The following is a 21,298-nucleotide window of genomic DNA, read 5'->3' as shown; positions in this document are numbered from 1 at the left end:
TCCCGCCCGCTCGGCCCGGCCACTGCGACGTCGCGGCGATCTCCATGCTCCCTGGCCTTTGTCGCAGGCCACGCCTAACGTGGCCATCGAACAGGTGGGAGATCTCATGACCGCATTGCCGACCGTCGTCGACGAGGAGACGTGGCAGCACGAGCTGGACACGTTGCGCATCCGTGAGAAAGCTGCGACGCGAGAATTGGATGCGATCGCGGCGCAGCGCAGGCGCCTGCCCATGGTGCGTATGCCGGACTACACGCTGGAGGGCGAGAGCGGCCAGGTGCGGCTGGCCGACGTCTTCGACGGCAGAAGCCAGCTCATCGTCTACAACCACATGTGGTCGGACGGCGCCGAGTGGCAGTGCCCGGGATGCACGGGCTTCACCGCACAGTTCACGCGCTTCGAGTTCCTCGACCCGTACGACGCCCGGTTCGTCGTCGTCGCTCAGGGGCCGATAGCGGAGGCGCTGGCGTACAAGCGCAAGGTCGGCAACCAGTTCGATTGGTACTCGACGGCGAACAGCCCGTTCGGTGCGGATGTGGGTGCGCCCGCCGGCGGTGGTTTCGCCCTCAACGTCTTCCTCCGCGACGGCGACACCGTCTACCGCACCTGGCACACGAACGGCCGCGGCGTCGAGCAGGTCAGTCACACGTTCCCGCTGATCGACGTGCTGCCGTACGGACGGCAGGAGGAGTGGCAGGACTCGCCGGAAGGCTGGCCGCAGGTTCCGACCTATAGCCGAGGCACGACCTCTCGGGAGATCGCTGCAGCCTACGGCCCGCACGACGGCTGACCGCCGTCGAGACCGACTGACCCGTCGCATCCGCTGAGCATCCTCGGCATATTCGGCTCGGGCGAGGGCCCGCCCTGTAGAATCGTCTGGTTCAGGAGTGCACCGTTCGCACTCGCAAGCCATCCGCACAATCCTGCCTCGGTGTCACCGACCCGCGATGACACGAATACGTAGGTGGGAGCCGGTCTGAAGCCGGTCACGGGCGGCAGGAAAACGAGGTAATCACATGTCAGACGTTCTCATCGACCGTCCAGAACTCGCCGGCCTCGGCCAGTACGAGTTCGGCTGGGCCGATTCAGACGCAGCGGGGGCCAGTGCCCGACGCGGACTCTCCGACCAGGTGGTCCGCGACATCTCGGCCCTCAAGAACGAGCCGGAATGGATGCTCCAGCGCCGTCTGAAGGCACTTCAGCTCTTCCAGCGCAAACCGATGCCGACGTGGGGAGCCGACCTCTCCGAGATCGACTTCGACAACATCAAGTACTTCGTGCGCTCCACGGAGAAGCAGGCTCAGAGCTGGGAGGACCTTCCGGAAGACATCCGGAACACGTACGAGAAGCTGGGCATCCCGGAGGCCGAGCGGCAGCGCCTGGTCGGCGGCGTCGCGGCGCAGTACGAATCAGAGGTGGTCTACCACCAGATTCGCTCAGACCTCGAAGCGCAGGGCGTCATCTTCATGGACACCGACACCGCGCTTCGCGAGCATCCGGAGTTCTTCGAGGAATACTTCGGCACGGTGATCCCGGCGGGCGACAACAAGTTCGCCTCACTGAACACGGCCGTGTGGTCAGGCGGGTCGTTCGTGTACGTGCCGAAGGGTGTGCACGTCGATATTCCGCTGCAGGCCTACTTCCGCATCAACACGGAGAACATGGGCCAGTTCGAGCGCACGCTGATCATCGCAGACGAAGACAGCTACGTGCATTACATCGAGGGTTGCACCGCCCCGATCTACAAGTCCGACTCGCTGCACTCGGCGGTCGTGGAGATCATCGTCAAGAAGGGCGCGCGAGCCCGCTACACGACGATCCAGAACTGGTCCAACAACGTCTACAACCTCGTCACGAAGCGCGCCATCGCGCACGAGGGCGCCACCATGGAGTGGATCGACGGCAACATCGGATCCAAGGTCACCATGAAGTACCCGTCGATCTACCTCGCGGGGGAGCACGCCAAGGGCGAGACCCTCTCTGTGGCGTTCGCCGGCCCCGGCCAGCACCAGGATGCCGGCGCGAAGATGATCCACATGGCGCCGTACACGCAGTCCTCGATCGTCTCCAAGTCGATCGCCCGTGGCGGCGGACGAGCCGGTTACCGCGGCGAAGTGCGGGTGGAGAAAGATGCCCATCACGCTGCGAACACCGTGCGGTGCGATGCGCTGCTGGTCGACACGATCTCGCGCAGCGACACGTACCCGGCAATCGACATCCGGGTCGACGATGTGCAGCTGGGGCACGAGGCCACTGTCTCCCGCGTCAGCGAGGAGCAGTTGTTCTATCTGATGAGCCGCGGCCTGCCGGAAGACGAGGCGATGGCGATGATCGTGCGCGGCTTCATCGAGCCGATCGCGCGGGAGCTCCCGATGGAGTATGCACTCGAACTCAACAAACTCATCGAGATGGGCATGGAAGGATCCGTGGGCTAGGAATGACGATCACCGAGACCGAACCGAAGTTCATTCCGGTCCAGACCCGTTCTGAGCGTTTCAAGTCCACCGACGTCGCCGACTTCGCCGTCGTGAACGGTCGCGAGGCGGAGTGGCGTTACACACCCGTCGCGCGGATCAACGATCTGCTCACCGGCGATCTCGACGGGTCCCGCTATCCGTTCTCGCTCGACACTGCGCAGGGAGTGAACGCTCAGTGGGTTCAGATGAGTGACGGCAACGTCGGTCAAGCGGGTGTTCCGGAGGATCGTGCGTCGGCGAATGCATGGACCTGTGCACGAGAGGCCCTGTTGGTCTCGCTCGACGGCGAACTCGCTCAGCCCGTCACCCTGACTCGCTCCGCTCTTGGTGCGGGACCGCGCGCCGCGCACACTGTGGTCTCCGCCGCACCGGGCACCATCGCCACGCTCATCCTGCGCAACCAAGGGCAGGCGACGCTCAGCGAGAACATCGAGTTCATCGTCGGCGACGGCGCCACTCTCACCGTGGTGAGCGTGCAGGAGTGGGCGGACGATGCCCGCCACGCTGCCACACACTTCGCCGCGCTGCGGCGCGACGCCCGCTTCAAGCATGTCACGGTGACCCTCGGCGGATCGTTCGTACGCCTGAATCCCGCCGTGCACCTGACCGGTCCTGGCTCGGAGATCGAGCTGTTCGGCGCCTACTTCGCCGACGCGGGGCAGTACATCGAGCATCAGGTGTACGTGTTCCACGACGAGCGACATCAGCGCAGCCGCGTGACGTACAAGGGCGCGCTGCAGGGCAAGTCCGCCCACACGGTGTGGATCGGCGACGTGCTGATCGGCCAGAAGGCGGTCGGCACCGACAGCTACGAGCAGAACCGCAACCTCGTGCTCACCGAGGGCGCCCAAGCCGATTCGGTACCGAACCTCGAGATCGAGATCGGCGACATCGTCGGAGCCGGCCACGCCAGTGCGACCGGCCGGTTCGACGACGAGCAGCTGTTCTACCTGCAGTCTCGCGGCATCACCGAAGACGAGGCGCGCCGACTCGTCGTGCGCGGCTTCCTCGTTGAGATCGTGCAGCAGATCGGTTCACCGGAACTCGAGGAGCACCTTCAGGCCGCGATCGAGGCCGAACTCGCCGGCGGTGTGCCCGCGCAGGGTGACGCGCGATGAGCGCTGAACGCGTCTGCACGGCATCCGAACTCGTCGAGAACCAGGCCAAGCGGGTCGTGGTCGGCGGAGTGCCGATCGCGCTCGTGAAGGACTCGGCCGGCGACATCCACGCCATCGGCGACACCTGCACGCACGGCGACATCTCGCTCTCTGAGGGCTTCGTCGAGGGCGAGGCCATCGAGTGCTGGGCGCACGGCTCGCAGTTCTCCCTGCTCACCGGGCAACCGCTGAATCTGCCGGCGTACGAGCCGGTCCCCGTTTTCACCGTCGAACTGATCGACGGAGACATCTTCATCGACCCGACCATCACGAAAGCCAGCTGATCCATGTCAACACTCGCCATCCGCGACCTGCACGTCACCGTCGAGACCGACCAGGGCACCAAGGAGATCCTCCGCGGCGTCGACCTCTCCATCACCACCGGTGAGATCCACGCCATCATGGGGCCCAACGGCTCCGGCAAGTCCACTCTCGCCTACACCGTCGCCGGCCACCCGAAGTACAAGGTCACCCAGGGCACGATCGAGCTCGACGGAGTCGACGTGCTCTCGATGACGGCCGACGAGCGCGCAAGGGCAGGGCTCTTCCTCGCCATGCAGTACCCGGTGGAGATCCCTGGTGTGACGAACACCAACTTTCTGCGCACCGCCAAGACAGCGATCGACGGCGAGGCCCCCAGCATCCGCACCTGGACCAAGGACGTCAAGACGGCCATGTCCAACCTCAAGATGGATGCGTCATTCGCCTCTCGCAATGTCAATGAAGGCTTCTCCGGCGGCGAGAAGAAGCGCAACGAGGTCCTCCAGCTGGAGCTGCTGAAGCCCAAGTTCGCGGTGCTCGACGAGACGGACTCCGGCCTCGACATCGACGCGCTGAAAATCGTCTCCGAGGGTGTGAACCGTGCGCACGACAACACCAACCTCGGCGTGCTGCTGATCACCCACTACACGCGCATCCTTCGCTACATCAAGCCGGACTTCGTGCACGTGTTCGTCGCAGGGCGCGTCGCCGAGGAGGGCGGCCCCGAACTCGCCGAGCAGCTCGAGGAGGAGGGCTACGTGCGCTTCGTCTCCGAGGGCGAGGAAGACACCGACGCCGTCCTGACCGATGATCAGGCGGCGAACGTGGGCCCGCGGGCGTAGGCCCGGAAGCGTAGGCTCAGCCTCATGCCCACCACCCTCGCTCCCGCGCTCTACGACCAGGTCGAAGAGGCGCTGAAGGATGTGATGGACCCGGAGCTCGGCGTGAACATCGTCGACCTCGGGCTCATCTACGACCTGTCATGGGATGACGAGAACGACGCGCTCGTCATCTCCATGACGCTGACCAGCGCCGGATGCCCCCTCACCGACGTGCTCGAGGAGCAGACCGCCGAATCCCTCGACGGCGTCGTAGAGCGCTTCCGCATCAACTGGGTGTGGATGCCGCCGTGGGGCCCCGAGCGCATCACCGAAGACGGCCGCGACATGATGCGGGCGCTCGGCTTCGCGATTTAGCCGAGTGCGACCGGCCGGTCCTGACCTCCGCGGGTTGAATCCGACTCCCGCGGGTTGAATCCGACTCCCGTGGGTTGAGCTTGTCGAAACCGCACCACCGGGTTTCGACAAGCTCAACCCGCGGGATTCGACCGCTCCGGTAACATTGATGCGCGCATTCGCGCGCCATCCACTCACACCGACAGAACTGGACCACGCCTGTGCTCGCCGTGCACGACCTCGAGATCCGCGTCGGCGCACGCAGTCTGATGTCGGGCGTGACGTTCCGCGTGGCGGCGGGCGACAAGATCGGCCTCGTCGGGCGCAACGGGGCGGGCAAGACCACGCTCACGAAGGTGCTCGCCGGTGATCTGCTGCCCAGCGACGGTCGCGTCGAGCGATCGGATGACATCGGATACCTGCCGCAGGATCCGCGTACGGGCGATCCCGACATGCTGGCGCGCACACGCATCCTCGATGCCCGAGGCCTCGGCACGCTCGCACTGGGCATGCACGAGGCGTCGATGGGCATGGCGTCCGACGACCAGGCGACGGCCGAGAAGGCCATGCGGCGCTATGCGAACCTCACCGAGCGATTCGAAGCGCAGGGCGGATACGCCGCGGAAGCGGAGGCCGCATCGATCGCGCACAACCTGTCGCTGCCGGATCGCATCCTCGATCAGCAGTTGCGCACCCTTTCCGGCGGCCAGCGGCGCCGCATCGAGCTCGCGCGCATCCTGTTCTCGGATGCCGACACCATGATCCTCGACGAGCCGACCAACCACCTCGACGCGGATTCGGTGGTCTGGCTTCGCGACTTTCTGAAGAGCTACAAGGGCGGGCTGATCGTGATCAGCCACGACGTCGAGATCGTCGGCGAGACCGTCAACAAGGTCTTCTATCTGGATGCCAACCGCCAGGTCATCGACATCTACAACATGGGCTGGAAGGCGTACCTCACCCAGCGAGCGGCCGACGAGGAGCGTCGCAAGAAGGAACGAGCGAACGCGGAGAAGAAGGCGTCGGCACTGCAGGCGCAGGCTGCGAAGTTCGGTGCCAAGGCCACCAAAGCGGCCGCCGCGCACCAGATGGTGGCGCGCGCGGAGCGTCTGCTGAACGGGCTGGAGGAGGTGCGCCAGGCGGACCGTGTAGCCAAGCTGCGGTTCCCGACGCCCGCGGCCTGCGGACGCACGCCGCTGATGGCGTCAGACCTCTCGAAGAGCTACGGCTCACTGGAGATCTTCACCGCAGTAGACCTTGCGATCGATCGCGGGTCGAAGGTGGTCGTGATCGGGCTGAACGGCGCGGGCAAGACGACGCTGCTGCGCATCCTGGGCGGCATCGACGTGCCCGACACGGGTTCCATCGAGCCCGGTCACGGACTGCGCATCGGTTACTACGCGCAGGAGCACGAGACCATCGACGTGGGTCGTTCCGTGCTGCAGAACATGGTCTCCAGTTCGCCGAATCTCACCGAGACCGAGGCGCGCAAGGTTCTCGGGTCATTCCTCTTCACCGGCGACGACGTGCACAAGCCGGCAGGCGTGCTCTCGGGAGGCGAGAAGACGCGGCTCGCGCTGGCCATGATCGTGGTCTCGGGAGCGAACGTGCTGCTGCTCGACGAGCCGACCAACAACCTCGACCCGGCGAGCCGTGAGCAGATTCTGGATGCCCTCGCGCACTACGAGGGGGCCGTAGTGCTGGTCTCACACGACCCCGGAGCCGTGGAGGCGCTCAATCCGGAGCGGGTGCTGATCCTCCCCGACGGGGTCGAAGATCACTGGAATGCCGACTACGCGGACCTGATCGCGCTGGCGTGAGCGACCTGATCGCGCTGGCGTGAGCGACCTGATCGCGCTGGCGTGAGCTACGCGTGACCGGCGTCGGCCGGGCGATCCTTCAGCGATTCCACCGTCAGCGGGAAGTCGCGCGAGGCGAGGAATCCGCGCAGGTACTCGACGTGCCCATCGCAAGCGAGCCAGGTCTTGCGGCGGTCTTCGGCGTGGATGCGCGGGTTTCGCCAATCGATGCGCCACATCGCCTGATCGCGGCAACCGGCACGCGAGCAGGTGGGCGTCTCCGGCCCGCCGCCGAGCGCGTCGAGCAGGCTCATGCCGGCGGGTCCTGGTCGGTTCTGCCCTGCTGCGCAGGCCGTCCACCTTCGTCCGGCCGGGGCCGTCCGGGTTGCTGCCGCGGCTCAGGATGCTCCGACTCGGAATGCGGCGGCCGAGACTCGTTCTCCCGATCGTGCTCCCTGTCCTGTTCGGGCGCACTCTGCTGCGCTTCCTCGTCGGTCGGCTCCCAGGTGGCGGCGCCAGGAACGCCGTCCATGCGCACGATGCTGCCGGGGCGCTCCGGTTCCGACGGCTTCGACCTCGCCACGTTGGCGACCACGACCGCGAAGTACGGCAGGAAGACGGCGCCCGCTGCGGGGATCAGGATCCACCAGCCACGCACCCAGAGCAGAGAGATCAAGCAGAGCACCCGGATCGACATCATCACCGTGTACTCGAGCATGCGGTGGCCCCGATCGGCCGCCGGTGCCGGCGGCAACGACGTGATCGACTGATGTTTCATCGCATGGCTCCTGGGGGAGCGGATCGCCCGCGCGTTCCGCCCTTCCAGCCTACGTGCCTGGCCCCGGCACGAACGAGCTCGGGGCGGCCGTCTGCACGCGGATGTCGCGCGTCGTCCTCGTAGACTGGACCGGCGATCGCACCCACCGCCGACATCACGAGGAATGCCCCATGACGACACCCCGCACCGTGCTGATCACCGGAGGGAACCGCGGCATCGGCCGCGCCATCGCCGAGGAGTTCACTGCGCAGGGACACCGGGTAGCGGTGACTGCGCGCAGCGGCGAGGGACCGGCCGGATCACTCACGGTGCGCGCGGACGTCACCGACAGCCAACAGGTCGACGCGGCGTTCACCGCCGTCGAGGCGGAACTGGGCCCGGTCGAGGTGGTCGTTGCGAACGCCGGCATCACCCGTGACACCCTTCTGATGCGCATGAGCGACGACGACTTCGACGCTGTGGTCGACACGAACCTCGGCGGCGCGTTCCGCGTCGTGAAGCGCGCGTCGAAGGGGATGCTCAAGGCTCGCTTCGGCCGCATCGTGCTCATTTCCAGCATGGTCGGCCTGTACGGCTCGCCCGGTCAGGTGAACTATGCCGCTTCGAAGGCCGGCCTCGTCGGTTTCGCCCGGTCGCTCACCCGCGAACTCGGTGGCCGCGGCATCACGACGAACGTCGTCTCTCCCGGCTTCATCGAGACGGACATGACCGCTGCGCTGCCCGATGAGCAGCAGGCCGACTACAAGAAGGCGATCCCTGCGGGGCGTTTCGGTCATCCGTCCGAGGTCGCCAAGGCGGTCGCCTGGCTGGCGTCCGATGATGCCGGATTCATCACAGGCGCGGTCATCCCCGTCGACGGCGGCATGGGGATGGGCCACTAGCACCCCGACATCCGTTTCCCGTGTTGCCCGCGCCGGGCATCCCACCGACCAGGGCATCCCACAGCAACACCGACTAGCGTCGATCTTCGAGAACGAGAGAGGACCGAGCACGTCTACCGACAGGCATCCGGGTGACGCCGTCGCACGCACGGCGAGCGACCTGACCCGTCGCACCGTCGCACAGGGTGCGGTCGCGAAACCTGCCGCCGTCTACGACGTAGTGACCGAGGGCCTCACCGGGTGGCAGTTCCTGCGCACCGGGCGCTGGATCGCCTATTTCGCCGCGACCGTCGTCTTCGCCCTGATCTGCGGCGGCCTCGCGCTGTGGCAGTACGACCGAGGACGAGAGGCATCCGCCGACAACCACCTGTACTCGGCCAACTTCGGCGCGGACACCGTTCCGCTCACGAACGCCCTCCCCACCCTGTCGTCGTATTCGCCGGGTCAGGTGTGGCGCGCGGTGAGCATGCGCGGCCACTGGGATGCCGGCCACCAGTACTACCTTCGCAACAGCGTGCGCAGCAGCCAGAGCGGATTCGACGTGATCACGGCCTTCCGGCTCGAATCGGGCGCGACCTTCCTCGTCGACCGTGGCTGGGTCGCGGCATCCGGAAACGGAGCCGAGCCTGTGTCGCGGCCGCAGCCTCCGACGGGAACCGTGGATCTCGTCGCCCGGCTGCAGGCCAGCCAGGCGAAACGCGGCGAGGGCGGAGTGAGCGCGAATCAGATCGAGTCCGTCGATCTGTCGGAGCTCGCTCCCGTCGCGGGCGGCCGCGTGTATTCGGGCGCATGGGGCGTTATCGTGTCGCCGCGGTCGTCCGCCGAAGGGCTCGCGCGCATCCAGGCCACGCCGCCCGCCGAAGGCGTCGGATATCACTACTCGTACATGATCCAGTGGCTGTTCTTCGTGCTGATCGGATTCTTCGTGCTGTGGCGAGGTGCGGTGCGGGAGTTCCGCAGGATCAACGCGGACGATCCGGAGGAGCAGCGGCGCGAGGCGGAACGGGTGCGCAAGCGGGCTCGCAAGGCGTTCACCGACGAGGAGGTCGAGGACGAGTCGCTCGACGGCTTCGTGCCGCTGAGCAGATGGATGGGCCGAGCAGGCACGGCGATCGAGCCGGGCGCCGCGCCGAAGCCCGCCCTGACCGGAACGCCGATCCCGTTCGATGCGGCTGACGAAGTCGATGAGCGGGACGCGGTCGATGAGCATCCGTCGCAGCACGGGGGCGTGCTGGTGCTCGGAGCCGCCGACTCGCAACCGGAGCAGGGCGACAAGCCGGGTCCCTCGGCGCCGGATGCTCCTGGGCCGGGCGATCGCGGCGCCGGATCCTGAGGCGCCCGAACCCTGGGGCTGCCTCGGCGAACCGGTGCGCTCAAGCGATCAGCTCATCGCCGTCCGAGAGGCACTTCCGAGCCCGTCGGGCCCGGGTCGCACCTCAACCGCGCAGGCCGAGCAGCGGCAGAACCTGCGACAGGTCACGGCTGTCCACCGCCACGTCGGCAGCGGCCCGCACGGCGGGTTTGGCACAGAACGCCACAGACAGCGCGGCGGCCGCCATCATGCGCAGATCGTTCGCGCCGTCTCCGATCGCGACGGTCCTGGTGCCAGGCACACCGGCATCCAGCGCCCACTCGGTGAGTGCTCTCTCCTTCGCGGCCGCGTCGACGACGGGTCCGTCGACGGCGCCCGTGAGCACACCGCCCACGACCTCGAGCCGGTTGGCCCGCCACCTGTCCAGTCCGAGGCGCCCGGCCAGGCCGTCGACGAGCTCGTGGAAGCCGCCGGAGACGACACCCACCAGTCCGCCCGCCGAGTGCACCGCTTCGACCAGTTCGGGCACGCCGTCGGTGATCCGGATGCGGCGCGCGACATCCGCGAAGACGTCCTCACTGAGGCCGCGCAGCGCGGCCACCCGCTCGCGCAGGCTCTGCTCGAAGTCGAGTTCGCCCCGCATGGCGCGCTCGGTGATGTCGGCTACGCGTTCACCGGCGCCGGCGTGCTCGGCGAGCAGTTCGATGACTTCGTCGTGGATGAGCGTGGAATCCACATCGAGCACCACGAGAAGACGTGCGGAGGCGGACTCGGCTGCGCTCATGGAACGACGTGCACTCCCTTGCCGACGACCGTGAGACCGGACGGCGTGATCGTGAAACCGCGGGCGCGGTCGCGCTCCGGGTCGACGCCGATCTTCGCCCCCTCGCTCACGATGACGTCCTTGTCGAGGATAGCCCGGCCGACGAACGCGTTCGGCTCGATCACGGCACGGTCGAAGATGACCGAGTCGACAACGTGCGCGCCGGACTCCACCTTCGCCCACGGACCCAGCACGCTGCGCTCCAGATGCGCACCGCTGATCACCGAGCCGAGCGAGACGATCGAGTCGATCGTCGTTCCGATCGCACCCCGCACATCGCGCACCAGCTTCGCCGGTGGCGAGTTGAGCTGCTGACTGAAGATGGGCCAGTCGTCGTTGTAGAGGTTGAAGATCGGGAGCGCCGAAACGAGATCCTGATGCGCCTCGAAGAACGAGTCGATCGTTCCCACATCGCGCCAGTAGTAGCGGTCGCGTTCGGTCGAGCCCGGAACGTCATTGCGCTTGAAGTCGTAGACGCCCGCCTCGCCTCGTGAGACGAAGTCCGGAATGATGTCGCCGCCCATGTCGTGGTTGGAGTCCGGCCGCTCGCCGTCGCGCTGCACCCCGTCGATGAGCGCCTGCGCGTCGAAGACGTAGTTGCCCATCGATGCCAGCACCTCGTCGGGCGCGTCCGGCAGGCCGACCGGGTCGTTCGGCTTCTCACGGAACGCTGCGATGCGGTCCGACTGCCGCGGGTCGACCTCGAGCACCCCGAACTGATTCGCCAGCGAGATCGGCTGCCGGATGGCGGCGACGGTGGCCGCCGCGCCCGAGGAGACGTGGGCATCCAGCATCTGAGCGAAGTCCATGCGGTAGACGTGGTCAGCGCCCACCACCACCACGATGTCAGGCTTCTCGTCTCTGATCAGGTTCAGGCTCTGCAGGATGGCGTCAGCCGATCCGGAGAACCACCGCTTGCCGAGCCGTTGCTGGGCGGGCACCGATGCGATGTAGGAGCCGAGAAGTCCCGACATGCGCCAGGTCTGCGACACGTGCCGGTCCAGGCTGTGCGACTTGTACTGGGTGAGCACGACGATCTGTCTCAGCCCGGAATTGATGAGGTTCGAGAGTGCGAAATCGATCAATCGGTACTGGCCGCCGAACGGCACGGCGGGCTTGGCCCGGTCCGCCGTCAACGGCATCAGGCGTTTGCCTTCGCCCCCCGCCAGCACGATGCCGAAGATCTTCTTGCCCGTCATGGCACAACACTAGACCGACCTCAGCGGGGCGCCGTAAGGGTGTGGCCCCAGGGGGTGTTCCCTCTTCGAGTTGGTGCGGTGCGTCACCACTCGCGCTACCGTCGACGACATGCGCGTGGACGTCTTGACCAGGGAATATCCGCCGGACGTCTACGGCGGTGCCGGTGTGCATGTGACCGAGCTGGTGCGGGCGCTGCGCAGATCGATCGAGGTGCAGGTACGGTGCTTCGGCGGGCCGCGCGATGAGGCCGACACCACGGGATACCTGGTCCCCGCCGAGCTGACAGGCGCGAACGCGACACTCGGCGTGCTGGGCGTCGACCTGCAGTTCGCGCAGGATGCCGGCGGCGCGAGCCTCGTGCACTCGCACACCTGGTACGCGAATCGCGGCGGGCGGTTGGCGAGCATGCTGCACGGGATCCCGCACGTGGTCACCGCGCACAGTCTGGAGCCGCTGCGCCCGTGGAAGGCCGAGCAACTCGGTGGCGGATACCGCATCTCGAGCTGGATGGAACGGGACGCGTACGAGGCGGCGGATGCCGTGATCGCCGTGAGCGAGGGCATGCGGCGCGACATCCTGCGGGTGTACCCCGACGTGGACCCCGCACGCACGCACGTGATCTACAACGGTATCGACATCGAGAAGTGGCGCAGGGTCGATGAGCCAGACCTGGTGCGCCCGCTCGGCGTCGACCCCGACCGGCCGACCGTGATCTTCGTCGGCCGCATCACCAGACAGAAGGGCTTGCCGTACTTCCTGCGGGCTGCCGCCGCGCTTCCGCCCGAGGTGCAGCTGGTGCTGTGCGCGGGCGCGCCCGATACGGCCGAGATCATGGCCGAGGTCGAGGGGTTGGTGCACGAACTCCAGGCATCTCGCGATGCAGTGGTGTGGATCGACCGGATGCTGAAGCAGAACGAGCTCGCCGCACTGCTCAGTGCCGCAACGGCCTTCGTCTGCCCCTCGGTCTACGAGCCGCTCGGCATCGTGAACCTCGAGGCCATGGCGTGCGGGCTCCCCGTCGTGGCGACGGCGACCGGCGGTATCCCCGAGGTGGTGGAGAACGGAGTCACGGGGCGTCTGGTTCCGATCGACCAGGCCACGGACGGCACCGGCACCCCGCTGGATCCCGAACACTTCGTCGCCGATCTCGCGGACGCCCTCACCGAGACGGTGTCGGACCCGGATCGCGCCCGTGAGCAGGGGAGCGCGGGCCGATTGCGTGCCCAGACGCAGTTCGGGTGGCCCGCGATCGCAGAGCAGACACTCGACCTGTACCGCCGCCTCACCGCGCAGTGACGCGGCACTGCGATCGACACATCCCGCTTCCGGCAACACCTAGGCTAGATGCCATGTCGAACACCGTCCTCTCGTTCAACTCCGTGTCTGTCGTGCGCGACGGGAACGCGATCCTGGACCAGGTGGACTGGACGGTCACCGCGGACCAGAGATGGGTCATCCTCGGACCGAACGGCGCCGGCAAGACGACGCTCGTGCAGTTGGCGGCTGCGGCGTCGCATCCCACATCCGGCACCGTCACAGTGCTCGACGAAGGGCTCGGCAAGGCCGACCTCGCCGAGCTGAAGCCGCGTATCGGCTATGCCTCCAGTGCGCTGGCGAAGCGCATCCCGAAGCGCGAGACGGTGCTCGACGTCGTGCTCACCGCCGCATACTCGGTGACCGGGCGCTGGAACGAGGAGTACGAAGACATCGACACCCGCCGTGCCAGGCGAGTGCTTGCCGAATGGAAGCTCGAGTCGCTGACCGACAGGGCCTTCGGCACGCTCAGCGACGGCGAGCAGAAGCGGGTGCAGATCGCCCGCTCAGTGATGACCGACCCCGAACTGCTGATCCTGGACGAACCTGCGGCCAGCCTCGACCTCGGTTCGCGGGAAGAGCTCGTGATGCTGCTCGGCGGCTACGCCGGCGACTCGCGCTCGCCGGCGATGATCGTGGTGACGCACCACGCGGAGGAGATCCCGACCGGGTTCACCCACGTGCTTCTTCTCAACTCCGGCAAGGTCGTCGCGGCGGGGCCGCTGGAAGAGACTCTGACCGCGGAGAAGCTCAGCGAGACGTTCGCACTGCCGATCGAGGTCTCGTCGGACCGCGGCCGTTATGCGGCTCGTGCCCGCACGGACGCGGTCACCTGAGCACAGATCCTTCTACGCCACCCTCAGTCAGGGGCAGCGTCGCGTCTCTGCTAAACTCGTTCTTCGGCCGTGGATGCTCATTCCGGCCCATACAGTTTTGGTGCCCCTTACCGCGGTGCGCATCGAGTTCCGTTTCCCAGCATTCTGATCCGCAGCATTCGAGGAAGTCCTGATGAAGTCTGACATTCACCCCGATTACGCGCCGGTGGTCTTCCGTGACCTCGCTTCCGGTGCCACGTTCCTGACCCGTTCGACCGTCACCAGCGAGAAGACGATCGACTGGGAGGACGGCAACACCTACCCCGTGATCGACGTCGAGATCTCCAGCGCGTCGCACCCCTTCTACACGGGCAAGCAGCGCATCCTCGACAGCGCGGGCCGCGTTGAGAAGTTCAACCAGCGCTTCAAGAACTTCGGCAAGTAGTACCGACGCGAAGAGGGCGGCCGATCGATCGGCCGCCCTCTTCGCGCGTTCCGGCGACTTTCAGCGGCAGGGCCACGTGCCCGTCGTCGTGAACAGGGGATCCTTCACCCGCCTGATGTAGGCCTGGAAGTCCTCGGCCTGCTCCTGGCACCACCGCACCTGCAGCCTGTGCAGTTCGGCCACGTCGACGCTGAGCTCGGTGGGGTATGCGCGGGCGATCGCCTGCGCGACGCGTCCCGCTGCAACGGCGTCCGCGCCCGCATCGTGCGCACCGACGAGGCTCACACCATAGTGACCGGCGGTCAGGGTGAGCGTGCGCTTGCCTCGACGGTACTTGTCGACCGCCTTGTCGATCACGAACGGATCGACGATGGGGGAAGGATCCCGAAGCGGCTCCACGCCGTGCCGCAACGCCTCGCGACGCAGAAGCGAGAAGTCGTAAGGCGCGTTGTACGCGACGATCGGGATGCCCCGACTCAGCAGAGCGCGAAGCGCCGTCACGATCTCGAGAACGGCCTCGGCAGGCTCGCGCCCCTCTGCGCGTGCTCGCTCGGTGGTGATGCCGTGCACGGCCGTAGCGGCCTCGGGGATGGGCACGCCGGGATTCACCAGCCAGTCGAGCCGCTCGACGACATCGCCGGCGGCGTCCAGCACGCCGACATGCGCCGAGACGATGCGCGACGTGTCGATGTCGACGCCCGTGGTCTCCAGATCGAATACGCCCAGCTCGTCGTGCCATTGCTTCATGGCTGCAACGTTATGGACCACCACTGTCATCGGTGCGGAGCCACGACGGCTCGTCGTCATGCGCGGGTAGAGCCGTTCGCGCGCGAGAGCCGTCGCGGTCACTTGGTCCCGAATCGAGCGATCGGGCGAGCTCGATCCTCCGGGTCCGTCAGGTCCTGTCCTGCCCGTCCCCTAGGCATCGCCAGGGGACTGACTGAGCGTACGATCGCGGGTAGCCTTTCGAATTCTTTGGAGTCCGATCGTTTGCTTGACCGGCAGGAGGGACGACGATGACCCGATATCTGATCTCGTTTCCGAGCGGTGTGATGGATGTCGCTCCGGAGGAGCTTCCCGCCGTGGCCGACGCGGCACACGCCGTCGTCAGGGACGCGAAGGGGGCAGGAGTGCTCCTCTTCACCGGCGGGCTCAACGACGACGTCGCGCCCGTACGTGTGGCCGCTGACCGCCGCGTGAGCGACGGCACCTACCCACAGAACGCGCAGTTCAGCGGAGGATTCACTGTGATCGACGTCCCCACGCGCGAGGAGGCCGTGGAGTGGGCATCCCGCATCGCCGAAGCCTGCCGGTGTCGGCAGGAGCTTCGAGAGTTCCAGTTCGACCCGTTGGTCTGAGACGCTCCGTGCCTAGCGCGGTGCCTCGATGTGCAGCCAGTAGAAGCTCTGCGTGCCGAGCGTGAGGGTGAACCGGCCATCGTCGGCGACCGTGGGGAACTGCCCGCCGCCGAAGAGATCGTAGAGCGCACTGCCGGCGTGATCGGGGGCATCCAGAGTCACCGAGACCGGGTTGTGCGAGAACGAGAACACGCAGAGCACGTTCTCCGGCTGGTCGCCGAAGACCGTTCCGCTTCCGCCGTACGAGCGCACGAACGCCAGCACCGAGGAGTGGTCGGTGGGCAGCACCGTGATGGAGCCGAGCCCGAACACCGGATGCGCCTTGCGCACGTAGATCACGTTGCGCACCCAGTGCAGGAGCGAGCGGGACTGCGCCAGCTGCGCCTCCACGTTCACCTGGTTGAAGTGGTAGACGAGCGACTGCACCACCGGCAGGTAGAGCTTGCCGGGATCGGCGGTGGAGAAGCCGGCGTTCCGGTCGGGCGTCCACTGCATCGGGGTGCGCGATGAGTCGCGGTCGGGCAGCCAGATGTTGTCGCCCATGCCGATCTCGTCGCCGTAGTACAGGAATGGGGTACCGGGAAGCGAGAACAGCAGGGCGTGCGCAAGCTCGAGCTCGGCACGGGAGTTGTCCAGGAGGGGAGCCAGGCGGCGCCTGATGCCGATGTTGGCGCGCATCCGAGGGTCGTACGCATACCAGCCGTACATCGCCTGGCGGTACTCCTCGCTGACCATCTCGAGCGTCAGCTCGTCGTGGTTGCGCAGGAACACGCCCCAGCCGGCGCCGTCCGGGATGTCGGTCGTCTCCGACAGAACTCGCACCAGTTCGTCCGCTCGTTGAGAGCGCAATGAGTAGAAGATCCGCGGCATCACCGGAAAGTCGAAGGCCATGTGGCACTCCGGCTCCTCCTGAGTGCCGAAGAACGCGGAGACCTCGCGCGGCCACTGGTTCGCCTCTGCGATCATGACGCGTCCTGGATAGTCGCGATCGAGCATGGCGCGAAGCCGCTTGATGAACTCGTGGGTGGGTGGCTCGCCCTCTCCGTTGCCCTCGTCGGACTCGTAGAGGTAGGGGACGGCATCCAGCCGAAAGCCGTCGACGCCCATGTCGAGCCAGAACCGCACGATCTCGAAGACGGCCTCGTGCACGGCAGGGTTGTTGAAGTTCAGGTCGGGCTGGTGCGAGAAGAACCGATGGAAGAAGAACTGCCGGCGTTCGGAGTCGAACGCCCAGTTCGACTCTTCTGTGTCGGTGAAGATGATGCGGATGTCCGGCCACTTCTCGTCGGAGTCGCTCCACACGTAGAAGTCGCCGTACGGACCGTCGGGGTCGCTTCGCGACGCCTGGAACCACTCGTGCTGGTCGCTCGTGTGGTTCAGCGGCAGGTCGATGATCACCCGCATGTTGCGCTCGTGGGCCTTGGTCACCAGGTCTTGGAACTCGTCGAGCGTGCCGAACTCGGGCATGATCGATCGGTAGTCGGCAACGTCGTACCCTCCGTCACGCAGCGGCGAGACGAAGAACGGCGGCAGCCACAGCGCGTCCACGCCCAGCCACTGCAGGTAGTCCAGCTTGGAGACGAGGCCCTGGATGTCGCCCGTACCGTCGCCGTTGCTGTCGACGAACGAGCGCACCATCACCTCGTAGAACACTGCGCGTCGATACCATTGCGGATCCAGCGTGAGGCCGGGCAGCTGGATCGGTGCGGTGAAGGTCACGTACGGGTCCTCCTGCGAAGGCGATTTCTGGTGGGTGGAGTGGCGCATCGTCCGCGACTGACGCTTTCCACAAAAGTCTATGCCGGGCACGCGTTCCGGGCGTGCTGCGCACGCTCAGGAGTCGCATCCTCGCCCGCCTACACTTGTGCTGATGTCGAACCGTTCCGTGCCGGCGGCCGCCGTGCCTCCCAGCGGGCACCCGCATCCTCGAAAGCTCTCAGCGCAGGTCGACGGTTCGCGCACCGCATTCTGGGAGTACGGCGACGAGGATGCCGGCACCACGATCGTGCTCGTGCACGGCTTCCGCGGCGATCACCACGGTCTCGAGCCGATCGCTGCGCGGCTCCCGGAGTTCCGTGTCATTGTGCCCGATCTGCCGGGGTTCGGCGATTCCGAACCCCTCGAGAGCACGCACGACATCGACGGATACGCGACCTGGCTGCGCGCATTCCTCGCCACTGTCGATCCCGCTGTCGACCCCGCAGGCGGGTTCGTGCTGCTCGGGCACTCGTTCGGCTCGATCGTCGTGGCGGCCATGCTGGCACAGCGATCGCACGAGACGAGACGACCCGACCTCGTCGTGCTCGTGAACCCGATCGGCGCGCCCGCGCTGAAGGGTCCGCGCGCGGTGTTCACACGGCTGGCCATCTTCTACTACTGGCTGGGCGCGACCCTGCCGGAGCGCATCGGATTCGGTCTGCTGCGCAACCGGCTGATCGTGCGCGTCATGAGCGAGGCGATGGCGAAGACGAAGGACCGCTCGTTGCGCAGCTGGATCCACGACCAGCACGCGCGATACTTCAGCGCGTTCGCGAACCGGGCGGTCGTGCTCGAGGCTTTCCGGGCATCCGTGAGCCACGACGTGTCGGAGTACGCCGGCCACATCGGCGAGCCGGTGCTCCTCGTCGCCGCCGACCGCGACGACATCACACCGCTGTCGGCGCAGCGCCGGCTGCAGACCCTTTTTCCGGATGCCCGCCTGCGCGTGGTGCACGGCGTCGGCCACCTGGTGCACTACGAGGCGCCGGAGGCTGCGGTCGAGAGCATCCGCGGCTTCGTCGCCGACCACGAAGCCGAGAAGCCCGAGCAGCACGTCGGGAAACCCGGGCAGCAAACCGGAGGCGGGCACGACCGCGATGCGACGAGCGACCCGGCATGAGGATCGTCTTCGACTGCCGCTACACCCGCATCGGCAGGCACGACGGGATCAGCCGCTACTCGGCATCCCTCGTCGAAGAGCTCGGCAGGCTGCACGACGTCACGATGCTGATCAGCGACACGGCCCAGCTCGACATGCTGCCGAGCCTGCCGTGGTCGCTGGCGACGTCGCCGACGAGCGCACGCGAACCGCTCGTGGCTCTGCAGGTCAACAAGCTGCGGCCCGACATCGTCTTCACACCTATGCAGACCATGGGTTCGCTCGGCCGCCGGTACCGGCTGATCAAGACGGTGCACGACCTCATCTACTACCGGCACCGCACCCCGCCGCGCGACCTGCCGGCGTTCGTGCGCGGGCTGTGGCGGCTCTACCACCTGTCGTGGTGGCCGCAGCGGATGCTGCTGAACCGTGCTGACGCGGTCGTCGCGGTCTCGCACACCACGGCCGGCCTCATCGCCCGGCATCGCCTGACCCGCAGGCCGGTGCACGTCGTGCCGAACGCCCCTGTGGTGCCGGCCGGCCTTCCGGAGGCTGCCCGCACCTCGCCTGCGACGAAGTCGCTGGTGTACATGGGCTCGTTCATGCCGTACAAGAACGTCGAGACCCTCGTGCGTGCGGCGGCCCTGCTGCCGGACTACGAACTGCACCTCATGAGCCGCATCACCGACGCGCAGCGCGAACGCCTGGTGGCCGTGGCGCCGGATGCCCGGCTCGTGTTCCACGACGGCGCCAGCGACGAGGAGTACTTCGCCACGCTGCTGCAGTCGACGGCGCTGGTCACCGCCTCGCATGACGAGGGTTTCGGCATCCCGGTGGTGGAGGCGATGCGGGTCGGCACGCCCGCCGTGGTGAGCGACATCCCGATCTTTCGCGAGATCGGGGCAGACGCGGCCCTGTACGCGGCGGCGGACGACGCGGCCGGCATCGCCGCCGCAGTGCGTCGACTCGAACGGCCGGGGGAGTGGGAGGAACGATCCAGGCTCAGCGTGGCCGCGGCATCCCGTTACACCTGGGCGGCGTCGGCAGCCACGCTTCTGCGCGTGCTGACGGAGGTCGACGGCGGCAAGGACTCGGCGGGCTGAGCGCGACTACTCCGCGGTGAGCGCGGCCGGATCGTGCGAAGGAACATTGATGTCTCCGACGCGCAGGCCTCCAGCGGAGTGCGTGAAGTGGCTGAGCGAGAGGTTCACGATCGGCTGGCCTCGTAGCGGATGCGCGTCGCCGCTCAGCCGGCGCACCAGCGAACCGATCACGGCGCCGTGCGTCACCACGAGGACGGCCTCACCGGGGTGTCGATCCGCGATCTCCTCAAGAACGGGCAGCGCGCGGTCGACGACGGATTCTCTGGACTCCTGATCGGGGATGCCGTGCGGAAAGCGCTCCGCGATCTCCCCGTCGGTCAGGCCCTCGGCCGGTCCGAACGAGCGTTCGCGCAGGTCGTCGCGCACGATGGGCTGGCCCATGCCGAGCGTCTCCGCAATGATGCGGGCGGTCTCGACCGCCCGCACCTGCGGGCTCGAGTACAGCGCCACATAGTCCGTTCCGATGAGGGAGAGGCCGGCTGCGCGGGCCTGCGCCATTCCGACTGCGTTGAGCGGCACATCCGTCGAGCCCTGGATGCGTCGTTGACGGTTCCAGTCCGTCTCGCCGTGCCTGACGAGTGTGAGCCGGGTCTCGCTCTTCGCCTGCGTGTTCTCCTCTGCTTTATTCACCTGCGCGGAGCTCACCGGATCAGCGCGTCGGCCAGGGCGACCAGGGTCTCGGACGTGCCGGCATCCAGTTTCAGCGTCGCTCGCGCATCGCCCCTCGTCTCACCGCGATTCACCACCACGATCGGCAGCCTACGGCGACGAGCCTGTTCGACGAGACGGATGCCGGAGTTCACCGCCAGCGACGACCCGGCGACGAGCAGTGCGTCAGCACCGTCGACGAGCTCACGTGCCGCCTCGAAGCGCAGCGGCGGCACGAACTCGCCGAAGAACACGACGTCGGGCTTCAACGCCCCGCCGCACACGCTGCACTCGGGGATGACGAACGAGTCGACGTCGTTCACCTCGGCGTCTCCGTCGGGTGCGATGGTGACCGCATCCGGCTGCGTCAGCCAGGGATTGAGTCGGTCGATCTGCGCGGCGATATCGTCTCTGGCGAACATCTGGCCGCAGCGCAGGCAGAGAACACGGTCCATCGTGCCGTGCAGCGGCACCACCCGGCGCGAACCTGCGCGCGTGTGCAGCCCGTCCACGTTCTGCGTGATCACGCCCGGGATCACACCCGCGGACTCCAGGTCGGCCAGGGCGAAGTGTCCGGCGTTCGGCTCGGCGGCGCGGAATCGGGCGTACCCGAGGTGGCTGCCCGCCCAGTAGCGCTTGCGGGAACGCGCGTCACCGAGGAACCGCGAGAACGACATCGGCATGCGCCGTGGTGCGCCCTCACCGCGGTAGTCCGGAATGCCGGAGTCGGTGGAGATCCCAGCACCGGTCAGCACGGCGACGGAGCGGTCTGCGAGGATGTCGATGACGGACTCGATCGTCGCATCCGTCGTCACCGCTGTGCTCACTGAAGCTCCCTCGTTCGTCGTCAGTGTAAACAGTGCAGTTTTCGGATATGTTTCCCCGCCCTGGACGT

23 protein-coding genes are annotated in these 21,298 nt (G+C 67.0%); 15 read left to right on the top strand and 8 right to left on the bottom strand.

The window, feature by feature from the left end; translation table 11 throughout:
- Positions 1-106 precede the first annotated feature (106 nt).
- From ACYVDK_RS03465 to abc-f, 7 genes are all read left to right on the top strand, one after another.
- A complete protein-coding gene (locus tag ACYVDK_RS03465; RefSeq protein ID WP_460517995.1) occupies positions 107-790 on the top strand; it encodes a DUF899 domain-containing protein in 684 nt (227 codons plus the stop codon).
- 226 nt (positions 791-1,016) lie between these two features.
- On the top strand, positions 1,017-2,435 hold the full coding sequence (gene sufB / locus ACYVDK_RS03460) for a Fe-S cluster assembly protein SufB (RefSeq protein WP_460517992.1): 1,419 nt from the start codon (positions 1,017-1,019) through the stop codon (positions 2,433-2,435).
- Positions 2,436-2,437: 2 nt separating this feature from the next.
- The gene (gene sufD / locus ACYVDK_RS03455) at positions 2,438-3,595 is read left to right on the top strand and encodes a SufB/SufD family protein (protein WP_460517989.1); all 1,158 of its coding nucleotides are present in this window, start codon (positions 2,438-2,440) and stop codon (positions 3,593-3,595) included.
- Positions 3,592-3,918: a non-heme iron oxygenase ferredoxin subunit gene (locus tag ACYVDK_RS03450; protein ID WP_460517986.1), complete on the top strand. Its 327-nt coding sequence runs from the start codon at positions 3,592-3,594 to the stop codon at positions 3,916-3,918. Before sufD ends, ACYVDK_RS03450 begins: the two co-directional genes overlap by 4 nt.
- Positions 3,919-3,921: 3 nt before the next feature.
- Positions 3,922-4,737 carry an ABC transporter ATP-binding protein gene (gene sufC, locus ACYVDK_RS03445; protein ID WP_460517983.1) on the top strand — a complete coding sequence of 272 codons (816 nt, stop codon included), beginning with the start codon at positions 3,922-3,924 and terminating at the stop codon, positions 4,735-4,737.
- A gap of 24 nt (positions 4,738-4,761) precedes the next feature.
- On the top strand, positions 4,762-5,091 hold the full coding sequence (locus ACYVDK_RS03440) for a metal-sulfur cluster assembly factor (RefSeq protein ID WP_460517980.1): 330 nt from the start codon (positions 4,762-4,764) through the stop codon (positions 5,089-5,091).
- A gap of 200 nt (positions 5,092-5,291) precedes the next feature.
- On the top strand, positions 5,292-6,890 hold the full coding sequence (gene abc-f / locus ACYVDK_RS03435; protein WP_460517977.1) for an ABC-F family ATP-binding cassette domain-containing protein: 1,599 nt from the start codon (positions 5,292-5,294) through the stop codon (positions 6,888-6,890).
- A 47-nt stretch (positions 6,891-6,937) separates the two neighbouring features.
- On the opposite strand, the gene ACYVDK_RS03430 is transcribed toward abc-f, so the two are convergent.
- Together ACYVDK_RS03430 and ACYVDK_RS03425 are read right to left on the bottom strand one after the other, a co-directional pair.
- Positions 6,938-7,183, bottom strand: a complete 246-nt coding sequence (locus ACYVDK_RS03430) for a hypothetical protein (protein WP_460517974.1) — start codon at positions 7,181-7,183, stop codon at positions 6,938-6,940.
- Positions 7,180-7,647: a DUF3099 domain-containing protein gene (locus ACYVDK_RS03425; RefSeq protein ID WP_460517971.1), complete on the bottom strand. Its 468-nt coding sequence runs from the start codon at positions 7,645-7,647 to the stop codon at positions 7,180-7,182. The genes ACYVDK_RS03430 and ACYVDK_RS03425 overlap by 4 nt, the downstream gene beginning before the upstream one ends.
- 170 nt (positions 7,648-7,817) lie before the next feature.
- Between ACYVDK_RS03425 and fabG the strand changes: the two genes are divergently transcribed.
- Positions 7,818-8,528, top strand: a complete 711-nt coding sequence (fabG, locus tag ACYVDK_RS03420; protein WP_460517969.1) for a beta-ketoacyl-ACP reductase — start codon at positions 7,818-7,820, stop codon at positions 8,526-8,528.
- A complete protein-coding gene (locus ACYVDK_RS03415; RefSeq protein WP_460517966.1) occupies positions 8,467-9,861 on the top strand; it encodes an SURF1 family protein in 1,395 nt (464 codons plus the stop codon). The genes fabG and ACYVDK_RS03415 overlap by 62 nt, the downstream gene beginning before the upstream one ends.
- Positions 9,862-9,964: 103 nt before the next feature.
- On the opposite strand, the gene serB is transcribed toward ACYVDK_RS03415, so the two are convergent.
- On the bottom strand, positions 9,965-10,624 hold the full coding sequence (gene serB, locus ACYVDK_RS03410; protein WP_460517963.1) for an HAD family hydrolase: 660 nt from the start codon (positions 10,622-10,624) through the stop codon (positions 9,965-9,967).
- Positions 10,621-11,862 carry a glucose-1-phosphate adenylyltransferase gene (gene glgC / locus ACYVDK_RS03405; RefSeq protein WP_460517961.1) on the bottom strand — a complete coding sequence of 414 codons (1,242 nt, stop codon included), beginning with the start codon at positions 11,860-11,862 and terminating at the stop codon, positions 10,621-10,623. Before glgC ends, serB begins: the two co-directional genes overlap by 4 nt.
- Positions 11,863-11,971: 109 nt before the next feature.
- Here glgC and glgA point away from each other — a divergent pair, with 109 nt between their 5' ends.
- The 3 genes from glgA to ACYVDK_RS03390 all read left to right on the top strand — a co-directional run bounded on the left by glgA (position 11,972) and on the right by ACYVDK_RS03390 (position 14,437).
- Entirely contained in the window at positions 11,972-13,159 is a 1,188-nt protein-coding gene (gene glgA, locus ACYVDK_RS03400) for an alpha-maltose-1-phosphate synthase (protein WP_460517958.1), read from the top strand.
- Positions 13,160-13,212: 53 nt separating this feature from the next.
- Entirely contained in the window at positions 13,213-14,013 is an 801-nt protein-coding gene (locus tag ACYVDK_RS03395) for an ABC transporter ATP-binding protein (protein WP_460517955.1), read from the top strand.
- 172 nt (positions 14,014-14,185) lie between these two features.
- On the top strand, positions 14,186-14,437 hold the full coding sequence (locus ACYVDK_RS03390) for a 50S ribosomal protein L31 (protein WP_460517952.1): 252 nt from the start codon (positions 14,186-14,188) through the stop codon (positions 14,435-14,437).
- A gap of 60 nt (positions 14,438-14,497) precedes the next feature.
- On the opposite strand, the gene ACYVDK_RS03385 is transcribed toward ACYVDK_RS03390, so the two are convergent.
- The gene (locus ACYVDK_RS03385; protein WP_460517949.1) at positions 14,498-15,184 is read right to left on the bottom strand and encodes an exonuclease domain-containing protein; all 687 of its coding nucleotides are present in this window, start codon (positions 15,182-15,184) and stop codon (positions 14,498-14,500) included.
- A gap of 269 nt (positions 15,185-15,453) precedes the next feature.
- On the opposite strand from ACYVDK_RS03385, the gene ACYVDK_RS03380 reads away from it, so the two are divergent.
- Complete coding sequence (locus tag ACYVDK_RS03380) at positions 15,454-15,795, top strand: YciI family protein (RefSeq protein WP_460517946.1); 342 nt, start codon at positions 15,454-15,456, stop codon at positions 15,793-15,795.
- Positions 15,796-15,807: 12 nt separating this feature from the next.
- Here the strand turns inward: ACYVDK_RS03380 and treS are convergent, their stop codons facing one another.
- Positions 15,808-17,514: a maltose alpha-D-glucosyltransferase gene (gene treS / locus ACYVDK_RS03375; protein WP_460517943.1), complete on the bottom strand. Its 1,707-nt coding sequence runs from the start codon at positions 17,512-17,514 to the stop codon at positions 15,808-15,810.
- 151 nt (positions 17,515-17,665) lie between these two features.
- On the opposite strand from treS, the gene ACYVDK_RS03370 reads away from it, so the two are divergent.
- Positions 17,666-18,673 (top strand): alpha/beta fold hydrolase, encoded by a 1,008-nt coding sequence (locus ACYVDK_RS03370; RefSeq protein ID WP_460517940.1) that lies wholly within the window; start codon positions 17,666-17,668, stop codon positions 18,671-18,673.
- Positions 18,670-19,755, top strand: coding sequence for a glycosyltransferase family protein (locus tag ACYVDK_RS03365; RefSeq protein WP_460517937.1), 1,086 nt, complete (start codon positions 18,670-18,672; stop codon positions 19,753-19,755). Before ACYVDK_RS03370 ends, ACYVDK_RS03365 begins: the two co-directional genes overlap by 4 nt.
- 6 nt (positions 19,756-19,761) lie before the next feature.
- Here the strand turns inward: ACYVDK_RS03365 and ACYVDK_RS03360 are convergent, their stop codons facing one another.
- Both ACYVDK_RS03360 and ACYVDK_RS03355 read right to left on the bottom strand, forming a co-directional pair.
- Positions 19,762-20,385, bottom strand: a complete 624-nt coding sequence (locus tag ACYVDK_RS03360; protein ID WP_460517934.1) for a histidine phosphatase family protein — start codon at positions 20,383-20,385, stop codon at positions 19,762-19,764.
- Positions 20,386-20,396: 11 nt separating this feature from the next.
- Entirely contained in the window at positions 20,397-21,230 is an 834-nt protein-coding gene (locus ACYVDK_RS03355) for an SIR2 family protein (RefSeq protein WP_460517931.1), read from the bottom strand.
- Positions 21,231-21,298: the final 68 nt, after the last annotated feature.

This window comes from Humibacter antri (assembly GCF_054777235.1).
The sequence above is the reverse complement of the archived record's forward strand: the minus strand, read 5'-3'. Positions and strand labels throughout refer to the sequence as shown.